This window comes from bacterium SCSIO 12844, assembly GCA_024397935.1.
Lineage (GTDB): Bacteria > Pseudomonadota > Gammaproteobacteria > Francisellales > Francisellaceae > M0027.
The window spans coordinates 2,912,995-2,934,299 of the sequence record CP073743.1 but is presented as its reverse complement, the minus strand read 5'-3'; the positions used below and the strand labels follow the sequence as shown (position 1 = coordinate 2,934,299).

Sequence of the window (21,305 nt, the reverse complement as noted above, 5' to 3'; positions counted from 1 at the left end):
ATAAGCAGTAAACTGAAATTTTCCCTATGGCTTTAATTTTTGGGTAAACAGTTTTTATTTAAAAGAGAGCAAACTCAATTTAGAGGAATATCCAATGCCTTACTCATATGCCGAGAAAACACGTATACGCAAAGAATTTGGTAAATTACCGCAAATTTTGGATGTCCCATATTTGTTGTCCATTCAAGTCGACTCATATAAAGACTTTCTACAAAGAGACCACAAACCAGATGATCGTCAAGATATTGGTTTAGAAGCAGCTTTTCGTTCGGTTTTTCCAGTTACGAGTGTATCAGGTTATACTGAGCTACACTATGTTAACTATCGTTTTGGCCCAGTTGTTTTTGATGAAAATGAATGTAGAATTCGAGGGCTTACTTATTCAGCGCCATTAAGAGTTAAGCTTCGTTTGGTGATTTATGATAAAGAAGCTTCTGCTGATGAAAAAGTAGTTAAAGATGTTAGAGAGCAAGAAGTTTATATGGGTGAAATCCCATTAATGACTGACAATGGTACATTTGTTATCAATGGTACTGAGCGTGTTGTTGTATCTCAACTTCATCGTTCCCCAGGTGTCTTTTTTGATCATGATCGTGGAAAGACGCATTCTGCTGGTAAAATATTATATTCAGCGCGTATTATTCCTTACCGTGGTTCATGGCTTGATTTTGAATTTGATCCAAAAGACAATGTTTATGCTAGAATTGATAGGCGTCGTAAACTTCCAGTTACTATTGTATTAAAAGCATTAGGCTATAGTAATCAGGAGATTGTGGCTGAGTTTTTTGATCCAATTGATTTTGAAGTAAAAAATAATAAAATATTCATGTCAATTGATCCAGTTACCTTAAAAGGCATGACAGCTGAGTTTGAAATTAAAGATAAAGATGGCAAGTTGATCGTTGCTCAAGGTAAACGAATTACTGCAAAAACTGTTAAAGATATGCAGAAAGCTAAAATTACTTCAGTTGAAGTGCCATTAAGTTATGTGCTTGGCAGACCATTCTATCAAGATGTGGCTGACCCACAAACAGGTGAATTAATTGTTAGTGCCAATGAAGAAGTTACAGATCCAGCTCTGAAAAAATTATTTCAAGCAAACTTATTTAAGTTTCAAACGATTTATGCCAATGATTTAAATCGTGGTAATTATATTTCTGAGACTTTAAAGCTAGATGTGGCAAACTCTCAAATGGATGCTTTGGTTGAAATTTATCGTGTGATGCGTCCAGGTGAGCCACCAACAGCCGAGTCTGCTCAAGGTTTATTTGATAGCTTATTTTTTGCTGAAGATCGCTATGATTTATCACCGGTTGGTCGTATGAAATTTAATTCACGTCTGGGTTATAAAGATGAAACAGGCGCTTCAGTGTTAACGAAAGAAGATATCATTGCTGTGATTCGTGAGCTAATCAGTATTCGTGATGGCTTAGGTGAAGTCGATGATATTGATAACTTAGGTAACCGACGTGTTCGTGGCGTTGGTGAAATGACTGAAAATCAATTCCGTATTGGTTTAGTTAGAGTAGAGCGTGCTGTTAGAGAGCGTTTGTCATTGGTTGATCGTGAATCAGCAATGCCACAAGATTTAGTTAATGCTAAACCAATTACTGCAGCAATTCGCGAATTTTTTGGCTCAGGTCAATTATCGCAGTTTATGGATCAGAATAATCCATTATCAGAAGTGACTCATAAGCGTCGTATTTCAGCATTAGGTCCAGGGGGTTTGTCACGTGATCGTGCAGGCTTTGAAGTACGTGATGTGCATCCAACGCATTATGGTCGTTTATGTCCAATTGAAACGCCTGAAGGACCAAATATTGGTTTGATTAATTCATTGGCTTGTTATGCTAGAACCAATGCCTATGGTTTTCTTGAAGCGCCTTATCGTAAAGTAGTTGATGGTAAAGCAACCGATGAGATTTCTTATCTATCTGCCATGGATGAAGGCAAATATGTTATTGCGCAAGCATCGGCATCTCTAGATAAGGATAATCGTTTGACTGATGAGTTGATTCAATGCCGATTTAAAGGTGAGGCAATGTTTAGTACAGCTGATCAAGTTCAGTTTATGGATGTATCAACAAAACAAATGGTTTCTGCTGCTGCAGCATTAATTCCTTTCTTAGAGCATGATGATGCTAACCGTGCCTTAATGGGTTCTAACATGCAACGTCAAGCAGTTCCAACACTAAAAGCAGATAAGCCGTTAGTTGGAACAGGAATGGAGCGTATTGTTGCTCGTGATTCAGGTGCCTGTATTGTTGCGCAACGTTCTGGAATTGTAGAAGATGTCGATAGTGGACGTATTGTTATTAAAGTCGATGAAAAAGAGTCTGCTGGTAGTGATTCATGGGTTGATATCTATCGTTTAACAAAATTTAGACGTTCAAATCACACGACTTGTATTAATCAACGACCTTTGGTCAAGCCAGGTGATTACATTGTTAAAGGCGACATTTTAGCGGATGGTTTTTCTACAGATAAAGGTGAGTTGGCATTAGGACAGAACTTAATGGTTGCTTTTATGCCGTGGAATGGATTTAATTTTGAGGATTCAATTTTATTATCTGAACGTGTTGTAGAAGAAGATCGTTATACATCAATTCATATTGAAGAGTTAACCTGTATTGCGCGTGATACCAAATTAGGACCAGAAGAGATTACATCTGATATTCCTAATGTTTCAGAAAGTGCATTAACGAAGCTTGATGAAGCAGGTATTGTTCATATTGGTGCTGAAATTAAGCCAGGTGATATTTTAGTTGCTAAAGTAACACCTAAGGCTGAAACACAATTAACACCAGAAGAGAAATTGCTACGTGCTATTTTTGGTGAGAAGGCATCTGATGTCAAAGACAGTTCACTTCGTATGCCTACTGGTATGCATGGTACTGTTATTGATGTTCAAGTCTTTACCCGTGATGGTGTTGAAAAGGATTCTCGTGCAGAATCAATTGAGAAAGAAGCATTAGAACGTGTTCGTCAAGATTTAAATGATGAATACCGCATTATTGAAAATGTCGTTCGTCAGCGTTTAGGTGCGCTATTGGTTGGTAAAAAAGCAGTTTCAGGGCCTAATAAGCTTAAGAAAGGTCAAGAAATTAAAGCAGACTATTTAGAAGAGACACCATTAGATCAATGGTTTGGTATTCGTGTCGATGAACAATCAATTACCGATGCTTTATTAGCTGCGAAAAAACAAATGGATGAAGCACGTCAAGCTTATGATGAAAAATTCAATGAAAAGCGTAAGAAATTAATTCAAGGCGATGATTTATCACCAGGCGTGTTAAAAATTGTTAAAGTTTATATAGCAGTTAAACGCCATATTCAACCAGGTGATAAAATGGCTGGTCGTCATGGTAACAAAGGTGTTGTTTCACGTATTTTACCAATTGAAGATATGCCATATTTGAATGATGGAACACCAGTTGATATTGTACTGAATCCATTAGGTGTACCTTCACGTATGAATATCGGACAGGTATTAGAGACTCATATGGGATTAGCTGCCAAAGGCTTAGGCGATAAAGTTAATGCTATGCTTGAAAAGCAGGTGAAAGCAAAAGAGCTCAGAAAACTGCTTGAAGAAGTTTATAATAAGTTTGGTGATAAAAAAGAGAATTTAGATGAGCTAGATGATCAAGAAGTCATTGAGCTTGCACATAATCTTAAAACGGGTGTACCAATTGCAACGCCAGTATTTGATGGTGCCAAAGAAGCTGATATTAAGTCATTATTACAATTCTGTGATTTACCAGAATCTGGACAAATGACCTTATATGATGGCAGAACAGGGCAGCCATTTGAACGTAAAGTAACAGTTGGCTATATGTATATGCTAAAACTTAACCATTTGGTTGATGATAAAATGCATGCACGCTCTACTGGATCTTACTCGCTGGTAACGCAACAACCGCTAGGTGGTAAAGCACAGTTTGGTGGTCAGCGCTTTGGTGAGATGGAAGTTTGGGCACTTGAAGCTTATGGTGCAGCTTATACATTACGTGAAATGTTGACGGTTAAATCAGATGATGTCACAGGTAGAACACGTATGTATAAAAATATTGTTGATGGTAATCAGTATATTGATGCAGGTGTGCCTGAATCTTTCAATGTATTAATGAAAGAAGTCAGAGCCTTAGGTATCGATATGGAATTATCTTCTGATTGATTGCTTAAGAGTCGTCACAATAAAAAGGTAAACAAGGGTTTTTAGATAAAAGCCCTTATGTGTTTAAGCTAATTGATAAATGTTATAAATGGGAGAATAACCTTGAAAGATCTACTTGGCATTATCAAGCAACAAGGTAAAGAGCAAGAGTTTGACCGTATTCGCGTTGCGCTTGCATCCCCGGAAATGATTCGTAGTTGGTCATACGGTGAAGTTAAAAAACCGGAAACGATTAATTATCGTACCTTTAAGCCAGAACGTGATGGTTTGTTCTGCGCTAAAATATTTGGTCCAGTGAAAGATTATGAATGCTTGTGTGGTAAGTATAAGCGTTTAAAACATCGTGGTATTATCTGTGAGAAGTGTGGTGTTGAAGTTACGCAGTCTCGAGTACGTCGTGAGCGCATGGGACATATTGAGTTAGCTTGTCCAGTGGCACATATCTGGTTTTTAAAATCTCTACCATCTCGTATTGGTTTATTTCTTGATATGACTTTACGCGATATCGAGCGTATTTTGTATTTTGAAGCTTATGTAGTTACTGATCCTGGTATGACACCATTTGAACGTGGTCAGTTATTGGCAGAAGAAACCTATTTAGATGCATTGGAAGAATATGGTGATGAGTTTGAAGCCTTAATGGGTGCCGAAGCAATTCATAAACTTTTATGTGCAATTGATCTAACTGCTGAAATTGAAACCATTCGAGAAGAATTACCTGCAACAAATTCTGAAACAAAAATTAAAAAATTAACCAAACGCTTGAAGTTATTAGAAGCATTTGCAGATTCAGGTAATAAGCCAGAGTGGATGATTTTAACGGTTTTACCGGTTCTACCACCTGATCTACGTCCATTGGTACCATTAGATGGTGGGCGTTTTGCAACATCAGATTTAAATGACTTATATCGTCGTGTGATTAACCGTAACAATCGTCTAAAGCGTTTATTAGAACTAAATGCGCCTGATATTATTGTTAGAAATGAAAAACGGATGCTACAAGAAGCAGTAGATGCTTTGTTAGATAATGGTCGCCGTGGACGTGCAGTAACAGGTTCTAATAAGCGTGCGTTGAAATCTTTAGCTGATATGATTAAAGGTAAGCAGGGTCGTTTTCGTCAAAACCTATTAGGTAAACGTGTTGATTATTCAGGACGTTCCGTTATTGTGGTTGGTCCAACCTTAAAGCTACATCAGTGTGGTCTACCTAAAAAGATGGCTTTAGAGTTATTTAAACCTTTTATCTATAGTCAATTAGAGCTTCAAGAGCATGCATCAACCATTAAAGCAGCTAAGAAAATGGTTGAACGAGAAGAAGCTGTCGTTTGGGATATTCTTGATCAAGTGATTCGTGAACATCCGGTCATGTTAAACCGTGCGCCAACACTACATAGGTTGGGTATTCAAGCATTTGAACCAGTATTAATTGAAGGTAAAGCAATTCAGCTACATCCTTTAGTCTGTGTTGCCTTTAACGCTGACTTTGATGGTGACCAAATGGCGGTACACGTACCATTATCATTAGAAGCGCAGCTAGAAGCACGTACATTGATGATGTCAACGAATAATATTTTATCGCCTGCACATGGTACACCAGTTATTGCCCCGACACAGGATATTGTTCTAGGGCTTTACTATATGACGCGCGAGCGCATTAATGCCAAAGGGGAAGGTAAATTATTCTCTGACTTACTTCAAGTCCAGCGTGCTTATCATGCTGGTAAAATTGATCTGCAAGCAAAAATTAAAGTCCGCCTTAATCATAAAGTATTAAATGAAAAAGGTGATTATGTTTCAGAAAGTGGTGTTGTAGAGACTACAGTTGGTAGGGCGCTACTATCTGATATCTTACCAGATGGTCTTCCATTTGCTTTAATTAATAAGCCATTAACTAAAAAAGTAGTTGCTAAATTAATTGATGAGAGTTATCGACGTCTTGGTACAAAAGCAACGGTTATCTTTGCTGATCAGTTAATGTATTCAGGTTTCCACTATTCAACTCGTTCTGGTATTTCAATTGGTATTGATGATATGTTAGTACCTGATGAAAAAGTAAATATTTTATCTCAAGCCGAAGATCAAGTAAAAGAAATCTCAGATCAATATGCCAATGGTTTAGTAACCAATGGTGAGCGTTATAACAAAGTAATTGATATTTGGTCAAGAGCTAATTCACAAGTAGCTAAGGCTATGATGGAAGTCATCTCTAAAGAAAAAGTGAAAGATAAGTCTGGCAAAACCACAGCACAAGAATCATTTAATTCAGTTTATATGATGGCTGACTCTGGCGCGCGTGGTTCAGCAGCTCAGATTAGACAGTTAGCTGGTATGCGTGGTCTAATGGCAAAACCAGATGGCTCTATTATTGAAACACCAATTACTGCAAACTTCCGTGAAGGTTTGTCGGTATTACAATATTTCACCTCAACACATGGTGCACGTAAAGGTTTGGCTGATACGGCACTAAAAACAGCTAATTCAGGTTATCTGACACGTCGTTTAGTTGATGTTGCGCAAGATCTAGTCATTATTGAAGAAGACTGTGGCACAGAAGATGGTATTTTAATGACACCATTAATTGAAGGTGGTGATGTTGTTGTACCATTACGTGATCGCGTACTTGGACGTTTAACAGCTGAAGATATTTGTCGCCCAGGTAGTGATGAGGTATTAATTGAACAAAATACATTAATTGATGAAAAACTACTTTTCTTAATTGATGAAGCAGCTATTGATAATATCAAAGTACGCTCAGCAATTACCTGTCAAACAAGACGTGGTCTTTGCTCTATGTGCTATGGCCGTGATCTTGCAAGAGGACATCGGGTTAATGTTGGTGAATCAGTTGGTGTGATTGCAGCACAGTCTATTGGTGAACCTGGTACACAGTTAACTATGCGTACATTCCACATTGGTGGTGCGGCTTCTCAGGCTGCTGCAGATAGCCAAGTTCAGGTAAAAAATGCAGGCCATCTTAAGTTTAATAACTTAAAAACGGTACGTAATAAAGAGGGTAATTTAGTTGTTGTTTCTCGTTCAGGCGAGTTATCTGTTGTTGATAAGTTTGGTCGTGAACGTGAGCGCTATAAATTACCATATGGTGCTGTTGTAACAGCAGAAGATGCAGCAGAAGTAAATGCAGGTAATATTGTTGCAACATGGGATCCACATACACATCCAGTAATTACAGAAGTGGCAGGGCAAGTTGAGTTTGTTGACTTCCTTGATGGCATTACGATGAATCGTCAAGCGGATGAGTTAACTGGTTTAAGTAGTATTGTAATTACCGATGCGCAAAAATCTGGTGGGCGTGAGCTTAAGCCATTGATTCGCCTTATCGATGCAAAAGGTAATGAGTTAAATTTCCCAAATACACAAATTCCAGCCAGTTATTTTATGCCAGCAGGTGCGATTATTAACCTTGAAAGTGGCAATAAAGTTGAAGTTGGTGATGTCATTGCTCGTATTCCACAAGAAGGTTCTAAAAACAAAGATATTACAGGTGGTCTACCACGTGTTGCTGATTTATTTGAGGCACGTAGACCAAAAGATGCTGCGATTATGGCGGATGTTGCTGGTATTGTGAGCTTTGGTAAAGAAACAAAAGGTAAGCGTCGTTTGGTGATTTCACCTGAAGATAATGATCAAGTTGAAATTATGATTCCTAAGTGGCGTCATATTAACGTTTTTGAAGGGGAGCATGTAGATAAAGGTGAGATTATCTCTGATGGTCCACTTGATCCACATGAAATCTTAAGATTAAAAGGTATCCATGTATTAGCTGATTATATTGTTAATGAAATTCAGGATGTTTATCGCTTACAAGGTGTAGGAATTAACGACAAACACATTGAAGTTGTGATTCGCCAAATGCTACGTAAGGTCTTTATTACAGCACCTGGTGATAGTCGTTTTGTTACAGGCGAACAACTAGAGTTAGTTCAAGTGCTAGAAGCTAATGATAAATTGCGTGAAGAAGGTAAAATTGAAGCACTATGTGAACCTGTGTTATTGGGTATCACTAAAGCATCACTATCAACGGAATCTTTCTTATCTGCTGCCTCATTCCAAGAAACAACTCGTGTCTTAACTGAAGCGGCTGTTAGTGGCCAGTCTGATGAACTGAGAGGCTTGAAAGAAAATGTACTAATTGGTCGTTTAATTCCTGGTGGTACAGGCCTTGCTTATCATCTTGAACGTCGCCGTGAGCATGAAACATTTGATGAAGAAGAAGATGTTTTAAGTATGGAAGAGATTGAAATGTCATTATCTGCAGCTTTACAACAAGCAGGAGATGAGCCGGATATGCTAGATGATACAGATAGTATTTAATTTAGCTTCTAAATCAATGCTTTTTCTTTTATCGCATTGGAGAATACATTAAACTAATAAAGGCATCTTAAGTGATGCCTTTTTTGTTTTATACAGATGCCTCAAGGAGAAGATTAAATGAAATATCTGTGGTGGCTTTTTTTAATTATCGTATTGGTTATTATTATCGCATTTTCAATTTTAAATGCGCATGTTGTATTATTAAATTATTTCTTTGGAGAAATTACTTTACCTTTGGTGATAATTATTTTAATTGCATTTGTCATTGGCGCTATATTGGGTATACTAGTAGGCTATTGTAAAGGTAGGTGTGCTAGGAAAAGTAAGCACAAAACTAAAGATACAAAGAGTAAATTATAATGATTAAAAAGGCTGTTTTTCCGGTTGCGGGATTAGGTACGCGATTTCTGCCTGCTACAAAGGCACTTCCAAAGGAAATGTTAACGGTTGTTGATAAGCCATTAATTGAGTATGCAGTCAAAGAAGCAATTGATGCCGGCATTAAGGAATTAATTTTTGTTACATCGATTTATAAGCGCTCCATTGAAGATTATTTTGATAAAAACTTTGAACTAGAAACAAAATTATTAGAAAAAAATAAGCTAGAATTTTTAGAGCAAGTTCAGTCAATGCTGCCAAAAGATGTTACTTGTGTCTATATCAGACAAACTGAAGCTTTAGGCTTAGGCCATGCGGTTAATTGTGCAAGTCCATTAGTTGGCAATGAGCCATTTGCTGTGTTATTGGCAGATGATTTAATTGAATCAAGAGGTGTTGGCTGTCTAAAGCAAATGGTTGAAGCTTATGAATATCATAAATGTGGTGTTATAGCTGTACAGCCGATAGAAAAAGAAGAGACTGTTAATTATGGTATGGTTTCTTTGCGCGATGATGATTTATCGATTGAACATTTGGTTGAAAAACCTAAGCCAGAAGATGCGCCAAGTGATTTAGGCATTGTTGGACGTTATATTTTACCTGCGGATATTTTTTATCATTTAAGTAAGCAAAATAAAGGCGCTGGTGGAGAAATTCAATTAACCGATGCCATTGAGCAACTGGCTCTAACGCAACGATTAATTGCGCATCGTTTTGATGGTCGACGCTATGACTGTGGTGATAAACTTGGGTTTTTAATTGCAAATTTTGAATATACGCGTAAGCACTCTGAATTCGGTGATTTATTCGAAAGCTATGTTCGCCAAGCACTTAATATAAGCTAAACTAATGATTGTTCTTGCTATTGAGACATCCTGTGATGAAACAGGGTTAGCACTTTATGATACGAATAAAGATCAGTTAATTGACCATATTCTTTATACTCAAGCAAAAATGCATGCAGAATATGGTGGTGTGGTACCTGAATTAGCATCTCGAGATCATGTCAAAAAACTTTTACCATTGTTAAAGCAACTACTTAAAAATAATCACCTAGATAAATCAGTGATTGATGCAATTGCCTATACGAAGGGCCCAGGATTAATTGGTGCATTAATGGTGGGTGCTGCATTTGCTAAATCGCTGGCTTATGCCTTAAAAGTGCCTGCTATTGGTATTCATCACCTAGAAGGGCATTTAATGGCATCAAAGCTTGAAGATGATAAACCAGAGTATCCATTTGTGGCATTATTAGTCTCTGGCGGACATACGCAATTAATTGCAGTTAAATCCTTTGGCCACTATCAATTATTAGGTGAATCCATTGATGATGCTGCAGGTGAAGCGTTTGATAAAACAGCTAAATTATTAGGGTTGGACTACCCAGGTGGGGCATTATTAGCAAAACTTGCTGAATCGGGTCGCAAAGGTATATTTCATCTGCCACGGCCGATGACAGATCGCCCAGGGTTAGATTTTAGTTTTAGTGGCCTTAAAACAGCCGTTTTAAATGCTTGGCAGAATTCAGATCAATCTCAACAAACTAAAGCTGATTTAGCCTATGCATTTGAGGAAGCTGTTGTTGATACGATTTTAATTAAATCAAAAAGAGCGATTAATGCAACAGGCTTTAAGCGATTAGTTATAGCAGGTGGTGTTGGCGCAAATCAAAGATTAAGAAATGGTTTTGAGTCATTAAGTAATAAGCTAAAAATTAAAACCTATTTCCCTAAAATTGAATACTGTACTGATAATGGTGCAATGATTGCAGTTGCAGGCGCTCTACGCCTTTTAAATAATCAAGTTGATGATAATTACCAAGTGGCGGTAAAACCACGCTGGTGGCTAACAGAAATTACTTAAATACAATTTAGGCGCAATAAATATAAATGAATGAATGATGTAACTTGGTGTACTATACTAATAAGAGTGAGTATATTGCTAAATTGAGAATTGTTGTATCGGTATATTTATGATAATTTAATGATCAAAATGTAAAAAATAAGGTTTTTATGATGGATATTTCAAAATTCAGTACAATAATGGTTTTATTTCGTGATATGACATCCATTTGGCGTAAGCATTTTAATCAATTTGCTCATGAATATAATCTAACGCCCTTAGATCGTATGTTATTGGTAACTTTAGTCTTTGAAGGTGATCGCTCAAGTAAATCTGATTTAGCGACTGCGCTGAAGCTTGAATCGCAAAGTTTAACACGTTCATTAAAGCGCTTAGAAAAAAATGGTTATATTTTAAGAGAGCAATCTCATGAAGATGGTCGCTCTGTCTTACATACCTTAACGAATAAAGGGCAAATGTTGGTTATGACTCTAGGCCAAGAGGCAGATCGAGTCTGGGACTTTTTACTTAAAGGCTGCCCAGAAAAAGATATTGAAGCATTTAAACGTGTGATGCAGCATTGTATTACTCAAGAACAACAACGTCGCTAAGTCACTTATTTAAAATAATCAAAAATAATTGAAAAAATTATACATTAAAGCTTGATTTTAGCATTAAATAGCAGTATAATCAGACGCATAGCTTCAAAAATCTTTAAAGCTATCACTTAATCATGACGCCTGACATTCCATGTGCCAGAAACGCAGTTAAGTATAATAATAAGCGGTTTCGATATTAAGGAAATAAGGAGGGTAGATAATGAAAAGTTTATCTAAATTCGTTGGTGCAATCGTTCTGTTTTGTATGTTAGGTATTGGAGCAAGCACAAGCTATGCTGATGTAAACTCTGCAATACAAGTGTTTAACCAAACACATCAACAGCAAGTGCATACGATACCAAGTCAATCAACACTTGTACCATAAGCTATAGTTTCTTTAGGCTTTAAGGTAAGGCTATAATTTATATGCCATTTTTCTTGACCGTTTTATGGTATTAAGTTGTAATAGCCTTATCTTAAGTCTATTTCTAAATATATTGATCAAATAATACATTCTATACTTAAAAATAAATATATTTAATTTCTGTTTTCTTTGAAATTATTAATTATATAATTCATTGACTTATCTTTTATTGTTAATTTTAGATGAAATGGGAAAAATTTAATATTATTTTGTATATTTATAAATATAATTTTAAAAAATTAAAAGTATTAATGAAGGTTGGTTTGTAATGAATAAGCTTGTTAACTTTGGTTATAGCCAATTAAAATTGATATCACAAGATAATGTAACTAGTTTATTTATGGCAGTTAGAGAAAAGGATAATACTAGAGTAATCATTAAAAAATTAAATAGTGATATATCATCTAAGACGGATATTAATTATTTATTGCATGAGTATAAAGTACTGTCATCATTACAACAATTAGATGTTGTTCCCAAAGTTATTGAGTTAATTAACTCTGGTAATCTGCATGCCATAGTAACAGAGGATTCATCTTATCAAAGTATTCAGAAAATTTTAGATGCAAATGGAAAAATGAATTTAACAAATTTTCTAGCATTTGCTATTCCATGTGTTGAGGCATTAGATAAAATTCATTCATATGATATTATTCATAAAAATTTCAATACATTGAATATATTATATGATTATGATAGTCACCAGGTTAAAATAACCAATTTTTCACTTTCAGTGGAAATTGCTTCTCAAAAAACAAGTAAACTGAATGTTAATACTCTAGAAGGTACACTACCTTATATTTCCCCTGAACAAACTGCTAGAATGAACTATAATATTGATTATAGAAGTGATTATTACTCATTAGGTGTAACTTTTTATCAATTATTAACCGGGATATTACCTTTCCAAGGTAATGATGCAAATGAGTTAATTTATGCACATATTGCAAAAATGCCAATTCCTGTACATGTAGTTGATCCAAATATTCCTAGAGTTGTATCAGATACTGTGATGAAATTACTTGAAAAAGAGCCAGCTAAAAGATATCAGAGTTTATATGGATTGTTGTATGATTTGACTAAATGTAGTCAAAAAATTAAAGACGGGGTAGTAGAGTTATTTGATATTGCTGAAAAAGATATATCTAAAGAGCTAAAACCTTCAGAGAAAATTTATGGAAGAGATAAGCAAATAGATATTTTATTTTTAAGGTATGAAGAAGTAGCTGCTGGTAATTCTAATGTACTTTTTATTCAAGGCGCATCAGGTTTTGGTAAGACTATGCTAGTGCAAAAACTTAATGAAAAACTATTACAACATCATGGTTATTTAATTTCGGGAAAGTATGAGTATTTAAAACGATCAATACCTTATTATGCCATAGCTCAAGCACTAGATAAGCTTATTAAGGAAACACTGACAAAAAATACAGAGCAACTTGATAAAATTAAACAACGGACACTTAAAGCTCTTGGGGATAATGCAGGTGTAATAATAGACTTTATTCCAACATTGTCTTTTCTAATAGGTAAAGTAGAGGCATCAGATACCATAGATAGTAATGAATCAACAAATCGTTTTAATCATGGTATTACACAATTGTTAAAGTCACTAATTAATCAATCTATGCCAATTACCTTATTTTTAGATGATTTACAGTGGTCTGATATTGCTTCTTTTGAATTACTTAAACTATTTATTTTAGAAAAAATTCCTTATCTTTTAATTATTGGTGCTTATCGAGAAGCTGAAGTTGATAATACACATCCACTTTTAAGCTTAATGCGTGAAATTAAACAATTAAATATAGGTTATGATCTAATCACATTGGAGGCGCTTACAAAAATAGATGTCAATCAATATTTAGTTGATAGTTTAAATAAATCTACTAATGAAGTGTCAGACTTAGTTGAAGTTATGTATGAAAAGACACTAGGTAATCCATTTTTTTTACAACGGTTATTGATTACACTTCACCAGCAAAAAATTATATATTTTGATAATGAATTAATACAGTGGCAATGGGATATTAATCAAGTTAAACAACAACGATTTAGTGATAATGTTATTGAGCTTTTAATTGGTAATATTGAACAGTTAGATCAGCAGTCATGTAACTTATTAAGTGCAGCAGCCTGTATTGGTAGTGAGTTTAATATTAAGCTTTTAGCAAAAATTTTTAATATGGATTTAGAAAAAGTTTTATCTAATATAAAAAATTTAGTAAAGCATGGTTATATTCTTACACAGGAGTCTAGGTATTATGAAGCTAAAATTTATCAATTTACTCATGATAGAATCAAACAAGCAGCATACGAACTGCTTGATGATAAAGCTATACAGCAGACAAGTTTGATTATAGCTAGAGAGTTGTTGTTAGATTGTCTTGGTGATGATATTCAGTCTGAAGCATTATTTAATATTGTTGATCATTATAATCGAGCTTTTAATGTAAAAGATGGCCAGATTGATGATGAAGAAATCAAAACAATTACTCAGCTAAATAGACAAGCTGCCCGGTATGCAAAGGAATCAGCTGCATTTAATGCTGCATTTAATTATTATCAGATGAGTTTAAAGTGGATAGAGCATGAAAACTGGCAAAAAGATTACAACTATCTATGTGAAATTAATATTGGTGCTATGGAATGTGCTTTTTATTCTAATCAATTTAAAGAAATGGAAAAGTATCGAAAAAAATTAAAGCACTATGTAAATGATATTCAATATGAAAGTCAGATTGTTAATATTTATGGGTATTACTTATTAGGGCAAGAACGTTATCATGATGTAACGTGTATGATTTTAGAGCTATATAAAAAGGCTGGCTTATCTATAGCGATTAAACCAAATTTAATTGGTTTAATTTATGATATTCTAAAGTCAAATAAAGAAATGAAAAAATATACTGATGAGGATATTATTAATTTAAAAGAAACAGCTGATGAAAATATTCGTATTATATTTACCCATTTACCAAACCTGGCTAAGGGGGCTTATTTAGACAGAAATATACCTTTGCTGTTTAAGGCTAATATTAAAACATTACGATTAGTTTTAAAATATGGTTATTATCGTAATTCAACTACTAGCTTAGCTGGTTGTATGTTTATGGTAAGTTTACTTGGAAATATTCTAGAAGCACTGAAATGGGCAAAACGTGTGTTTATTTTGTCAGATAGAATAAATATTAAACGAGATAGAGTTGAACATATCTTTACCACTACATTTGTTGTGCTTCATTATCAAAAACCACTTCAGCAGATTATAAAAGATTTACTAAGAAATTATGAGCAAGCTGTACATTATGGTGTTAAAAATACAGCTGCACTATCAATATGGAATCATTTTTTTCTTCAATATTTTATGGGAGTTGGTTGTAATGAGTTAATTAATAATATTAACCAATATAGAAAAAAATTAAAAATATTTGAAGAAAATACTGCCGTTACAGGGTTAAACTTAATTGCGCAATCAGCTTATAATTTAAGATATCATTCTGATCATCAAACTTCTTTTAGTGAGTTGGCTGGTGATTATTTTAATGAGCATAAACAAAATGAAGAAATTAATCATATGATTTATGCAAGAATGCTGTTAATTAAGCTTTCAATAGCCTTTATTTTAGATACACAGAAAATATCATTAAACATAGTCAACCGGTTAAAAGGTAAACCTAGTAAGAGTTTAATTGGTTCGTACAACTTTAATGTATTTAAATTTTATCAGGCATTAACATATATTCAATCACTATCAAATGCGTCATTTTTTCAACGTTTAAAGATGAAAATAATTATAAAAAAAGTGTTAAAAAAATTCCAAAAATATGCACAATACTGTCCTGATAATTATTTATCAAAATACTTGATCATAAAAGCTTTTTGGAATCAGTATACTAAAGATTTTAGTTCCGCTGAAAAAGCATTTGAACAAGCGATTGATGCAGGTAAAAAATACCGGTTATTACTTGATGAAGCAATAGCTAATGAATGGCTTGGACGACATTATTTAGAATTGAAGCGCGATACAGTTGCTAGATATTATCTACAGGCAGCATATCAATGCTATGATAGTGTACAGATGTTTACAAAAACTAAGGTATTGTCTAAATCATTTTCTAATATTTTAAGTCATCCAGTCGCAGATAATATGGTTGAAAAAAATATTAATTTAAATACACAGACATTAAAAGTGAGTGATGTTTCACTAAATATCAATAGTATTCAAAAGTCAGTAGAGGTTATTTCCTCTACAATGGTAATCGATGAGTTATTAACAAAACTATTGAATTTGTTAATTGAAAATGCAGGTGCGCAAAGTGGCTGTGTTCTATTACCGAAAGAAGGAAAGTTCTATATAGAAGCATATATGAATTCCCAAGGTGAAATGTCAAGCTTATTAGAGTCGATGCCTGTTTCATCTGATTTAATTGCTCAGTCTGTTTTACAATATGTAATTAATACAGCTAAATCAGTTGTGTTGGATAATGCATCTAAAAATCCCGACTTTTATAGTGACCCTTATATTAGTGATCATCAGGTTAAATCAATTATTTGTTTACCATTGATTAGTCAAAACAAAATAACGGCAATTCTTTATCTAGAGAACAATATGATTCCAAAAACGTTTACTGAAGATAGATGCCAACAGTTAAAATTCTTATCTGGTCAAATTGCAATATCCATTGAAAATGCCAAGCTATATACAAGAACAACTCGCTTAAATAAAGCCTATCAACGGTTTGTGCCAAAAAACTTTATTAAATTATTAGGTAAAAAAAGTGTCACACATATTCAACTAGGTGATTATGTTGAAGCGGATATGAGCATATTATTTGCAGATATTAGAAGGTTTACTAATATGTCAGAAGTAATGACACCTGAAGAAACCTTTGCATTTATTAATCAATTTTTAGCTAATATGGAACCAATAATCCATCAACACAATGGTTTTATTGATAAATATATTGGTGATGCAATTATGGCCTTATTTCCAAAATCAGCAAATGATGCATTTGAATGCGGGTGTCAATTGCTTGAAGTTGTACAAAAATATAATTATTTTCGTAAAAAGAAAGCATTATTAGAAGTAGAAATTGGTATAGGAATTAATACGGGTAAATTAGTATTAGGTACGGTTGGCACTGATAAACGCATGGATGGTACAGTTATATCTGATGCTGTGAATGTTGCGTCACGAATGGAAGCACTAAATAAAGTCTATAAAACAAATTTATTATTATCAGAGCATACTTATCAACAATTAAACTCAAAACATAAAGCTTGTTTAACTGAAATAGGTCAGGTTGAGATTCGCGGTAAAAAAGCAAAAATAAATATTTATAGTTTAAAATGAGATTCAGATTAAATGCCAATTATATATTATTATATTTTTAACGATAGAAAAGGGATTTAATTTTCTTGATTTTTTAAATGTCTTGATTTATTATCAGACTTCATTTTATAAAAAGGTTAATTCCAATGAAGCAATTATACGTACAGGGCGTTGAACCGAGCAGGGCTACTAAGATGGCGTTGTATTGCTTTATCCTTACAACTCCAATGCGAGTAGTCATCACCCCTTAATTGGTGAAATCTTAGGGTAAGTGTACCCAAAGTTTGGTAAATTTAATAATTAAGAACATGATTTTCAACAGAATATTCTGTTGAAAACTTTGGAGTTTATTTCAATGTTAACATTTAGAAATGTCGCTATAGCGCATGGTGCAAATACTTTGGTAGAAGGTATTAACTTTTCGGTTTATAAAAAACAAATTATTGGACTTTGCGGTCATAATGGTTGTGGTAAATCTTCTCTTTTAGCAACTATTAACCATCAAAGTGAGGTGCAAACAGGGACAGTTGAGCTTAAAGGTGGTGTGCGTGTACAGTCCTTAGCTCAAGAAGTCACTCAAAGCGATGATAAAGCGATTGATTTTGTAATATCAGGTGATGCTAATTTACATAAAATATATCAAGATCTAGCTTATGCAGAGACAATTAATGATTATGATTTAATGATGAAATCTCATCAGAGATTATCAGAATGTGATGGTTATTCAGCACAAGCAAAAGCAGCTAAAATGCTTAATGGCTTAGGCTTTAGTGATGAAGCGATGCAGAATCCATATCAATCATTTTCTGGTGGTTGGCGTATGCGCCTTAATTTAGCGAAATGCTTGTTCACGCCGAGTGATTTACTGTTATTAGATGAGCCAACAAACCATTTAGATATGGAAGCAATTATTTGGTTGGAGAATTTTTTAAAGCATTATCAAGGTGCTGTGGTTTTGGTATCTCATGATCGGGATTTTTTAGATCAAGTGGTAACACATATTGGCTATATTGAGCATCAGGCTTTTAAGCTTTATAAAGGCAATTATTCAACATTTGAATATGAACGGGCGCAAGCAATTGCCCTTAATAATGCAAGCTATAAAAAACAACAAACACAAATTGCGCATATGCAATCTTATGTTGATCGTTTCCGTTATAAAGCATCGAAGGCAAAGCAAGCACAAAGTCGCCTAAAAGCGCTTGAGCGTATGGATAAAATTAAATTTATCTATGAGGCATCACCATTTCGATTTGAGTTTAAGGAGCCCAATAAAATGCCAAACCCGATGGTGACATTTGATAAGGCTGTATTAGGGTATAATGAAGTTGATATCTTAACTAAGCTTAAATTTAGTATACGCTCAGGTGAACGTATTGGTTTATTAGGCATTAATGGTGCAGGTAAATCAACGTTAATTAAAGGCATTTGTGGTCAATTAAAACCGAAAAGTGGTTTAATTGAAGTTTTCTCAGGTGTTAAAATTGGCTATTTTGCACAACATCAGTTAGATGAGCTAGATGTCAGTGTCAATGCATTAACCTTATTAAGGCGCATTGCACCAGGTGTAACTGAGCGTGAATTGATAACTTATCTGGGTGGTTTTGGTTTTAGTCGCGATGATTCTTATCGAATATTATCATCATTTTCAGGTGGTGAAAAATCTCGATTAGCACTAGCATTAATTATTTGGCAGAAACCAAATTTATTGCTATTAGATGAGCCGACGAACCACTTGGATATGGATATGCGACAAGCACTGACTGAGGCATTAAATAATTTTGAAGGTGCATTGGTTGTGGTCTCACATGATCGCTATTTACTAAAAACACTAGTTGATGAGCTTTATTTAATAAAAAATGGCCAATTGGAAGTATTTAGTGGTGCATTAGAAGATTATCAGTCAATTTGGAAATAATTAAGTTTAAACTTTAGCTTAAAAGAGTATGTGAAAATAGGATAATAACAATGAGTAATAAACAAATATCATCGGGTTACATTATTTTGATATTAATGGTGACCATTGCAATTGATGTGATGGGCCTTGGGCTTATATTTCCAATTATCCCAGAATTAATCTTAGATAAGAGTAATGAATTATTTTTAGTAGCTGATACAACAGCAACTGTGCGTTATTTCTATTATGGACTAACGATGGCAGTATGGCCTTTGGGTATGTTTTTCGGTAGTTCTATTTTAGGACGCTTATCGGATGTTTTTGGGCGTAAACGTTTACTTGTCATTGCATTATTAGGCGTTGCCTTAAGTTACTTTTTATCAGTATTTGCGATAATGACTGAAAATTTAAGTGTTTTTATTATCAGTCGCTTTACTGTTGGCTTATTTGGTGGTTCTTTTGGTTTAGCACAGGCTACAATCATTGATGTTTCACCAAGGGATAAAATCACACGAAACTTAAGCTTTGTCACTTTAGCTGCTTCAATTGGCTTTATTATTGGCCCAGGTTTAACAACGCTTATTGGTCAGATTTATCAAGGTGATAGTATGATGCAAACATTATTACCTTGTTTAATTGGTGGCTTAATTACGATTGTCAATTTGGCAAGTGTTTGGATATTTCTTAAAGAGACTAGACAAGTTGAGAAAAGCGCTAGAAAACTGCCAGGGCTTATTGATATGTTTTTTAGCTTTAGAGTGATGTTTATTGATAAGCGAGTGGTTGTTTTAGCATTTTCGTTTTTGTTTATGCAAGCAGCATGGGGATTCTATGTGCAAAATTTCCCATTAGTTTTATCAGCAGAGTTTGACTTAAATCAAGCACAAATAGGCTTATCATTTGTTTGTGCAGCTTTGGGTTATTTTGTGGCCATTTTAGGTATTTTACCTATTTTGGAGAAATATTGTTCATTAAAAAGCCTTGTGATGGTTAATGGATTATTATTAGGTATAACCTTACTATTAAGTGCAGTTTATCCATCTGTTTTAATGGAATATGTTGCGTTTATTTTAGCCTCAGTTTTCCAATTATTGTTTTATTCAGCAATTTTGGCTTGGTTTTCAAGTAAAGTTGACGATCATGAGCAGGGACAAATCATGGGTGGAACTGTTTCTGTCTTTGGTATTGCTTGGGCAGTTAATGCGATACTTTTAGGGCCTTTGGTCTCTATTGGGGTATTTTTACCTGTTTATCTTGCAGTGATTTTATTTGTCATTGCAGGTTTAGTAGTCGTTAGCGTTACAGGTGGCTCTAAAACATGATATCTTGTGATTTAAACCTAAGCCAGTATACTGTTTGACAATGGTTATGATGATGAAATAAATTAGGAGCATTATGATGCGATTATCGAGCTTCAAACAGTATATAGTTGGTTTATGTTTATCTATTTTGGTATCCATAAGCTATGCCGATGCAAAAATAGTAACCATAACCAGTAATCAATTCTCTACACTTAATGCGAAAGCAATAGAGTTAGCAAATAATTATGGTCCATCCCATGTATTAATCGTTTATGATATTGATAATACCTTATTGGCAATGAATCAAAACTTAGGTAGTGATCAATGGTTTAGCTGGCAAGAGCATTTACTTAAAAATAAACCGCATGCTAAAGTATTAGTAGCAAATAATTTTCAAGGGCTATTAAAAGCACAAGGGTTATTATTTGAACTATCTGATATGCATTTAACTGAAAAAGATATTCCTAGCATTATTCAGCATTTGAAAACTCAAGGCTATCCTATGCTCGTTATCACATCAAGAGGTCATGATTTTGATCATACAACTTTGAAAGCTTTAAATAACAATGACTTGAATTTTAGTCATAGCTTTGATGTTACAATGCCTAAAGGCAATTATTATCCGTATCGTTTAGGTAATTTAAAAGATAGTGGCCTAACTGAAAAGGATGTTCTGGTTGCTCTAATGAATAAAAAGCCTCGAGAAGTTGCATTTGAACAAGGTGTTTTATTTGGAGCTGGGCAGAATAAAGGTATTTTGTTAAAAACATTATTAGCTAAATCAGCAACTGAAATCAAAGCAGTAATTTTTATTGATGACAGTCAAAAAAATATTACTCAATTTAATCAGGTAATGGCGAATACGAATCTAGCCATTATCTCCATTCGTTATAGTGCTGAAGATGCTGTTGTTAAAGCATTCCAAGCATCTAATAAACATAACGTTACATTACAATGGCAAAAACTTAATCAAACGCTTAATGAGGTATTTAAATCAAGTTAGATATGCTAAACTTAGGC

11 protein-coding genes are annotated in these 21,305 nt (G+C 34.2%); all 11 read left to right on the top strand.

Features of this window, described 5'->3' with window-relative positions; translation table 11 throughout:
• Positions 1–94: 94 nt before the first annotated feature.
• The 11 genes from rpoB (at position 95) to KFE69_12825 (ending at position 21,288) form a co-directional block, all read left to right on the top strand.
• Positions 95–4,177, top strand: a complete 4,083-nt coding sequence (gene rpoB, locus KFE69_12875; protein ID UTW42360.1) for a DNA-directed RNA polymerase subunit beta — start codon at positions 95–97, stop codon at positions 4,175–4,177.
• A gap of 102 nt (positions 4,178–4,279) precedes the next feature.
• Positions 4,280–8,509, top strand: coding sequence for a DNA-directed RNA polymerase subunit beta' (gene rpoC / locus KFE69_12870; protein UTW42359.1), 4,230 nt, complete (start codon positions 4,280–4,282; stop codon positions 8,507–8,509).
• Positions 8,510–8,626: 117 nt separating this feature from the next.
• Positions 8,627–8,869, top strand: a complete 243-nt coding sequence (locus KFE69_12865) for a LapA family protein (protein ID UTW42358.1) — start codon at positions 8,627–8,629, stop codon at positions 8,867–8,869.
• A complete protein-coding gene (gene galU / locus KFE69_12860; GenBank protein UTW42357.1) occupies positions 8,869–9,732 on the top strand; it encodes a UTP--glucose-1-phosphate uridylyltransferase GalU in 864 nt (287 codons plus the stop codon). The genes KFE69_12865 and galU overlap by 1 nt, the downstream gene beginning before the upstream one ends.
• A 4-nt stretch (positions 9,733–9,736) precedes the next feature.
• The gene (gene tsaD, locus KFE69_12855; GenBank protein ID UTW42356.1) at positions 9,737–10,750 is read left to right on the top strand and encodes a tRNA (adenosine(37)-N6)-threonylcarbamoyltransferase complex transferase subunit TsaD; all 1,014 of its coding nucleotides are present in this window, start codon (positions 9,737–9,739) and stop codon (positions 10,748–10,750) included.
• Positions 10,751–10,902: 152 nt separating this feature from the next.
• On the top strand, positions 10,903–11,340 hold the full coding sequence (locus tag KFE69_12850; protein ID UTW42355.1) for a winged helix DNA-binding protein: 438 nt from the start codon (positions 10,903–10,905) through the stop codon (positions 11,338–11,340).
• Positions 11,341–11,548: 208 nt separating this feature from the next.
• Positions 11,549–11,713 carry a hypothetical protein gene (locus tag KFE69_12845; GenBank protein UTW42354.1) on the top strand — a complete coding sequence of 55 codons (165 nt, stop codon included), beginning with the start codon at positions 11,549–11,551 and terminating at the stop codon, positions 11,711–11,713.
• Positions 11,714–12,020: 307 nt separating this feature from the next.
• A complete protein-coding gene (locus KFE69_12840) occupies positions 12,021–17,108 on the top strand; it encodes an AAA family ATPase (protein ID UTW42353.1) in 5,088 nt (1,695 codons plus the stop codon).
• Between the two features lie 334 nt (positions 17,109–17,442).
• Complete coding sequence (locus KFE69_12835; protein UTW42352.1) at positions 17,443–19,005, top strand: ATP-binding cassette domain-containing protein; 1,563 nt, start codon at positions 17,443–17,445, stop codon at positions 19,003–19,005.
• Positions 19,006–19,055: 50 nt separating this feature from the next.
• Positions 19,056–20,306 carry an MFS transporter gene (locus KFE69_12830; GenBank protein UTW42351.1) on the top strand — a complete coding sequence of 417 codons (1,251 nt, stop codon included), beginning with the start codon at positions 19,056–19,058 and terminating at the stop codon, positions 20,304–20,306.
• Between the two features lie 73 nt (positions 20,307–20,379).
• Positions 20,380–21,288: a DUF2608 domain-containing protein gene (locus KFE69_12825; protein ID UTW42350.1), complete on the top strand. Its 909-nt coding sequence runs from the start codon at positions 20,380–20,382 to the stop codon at positions 21,286–21,288.
• The last annotated feature ends 17 nt before the right edge of the window (positions 21,289–21,305 follow it).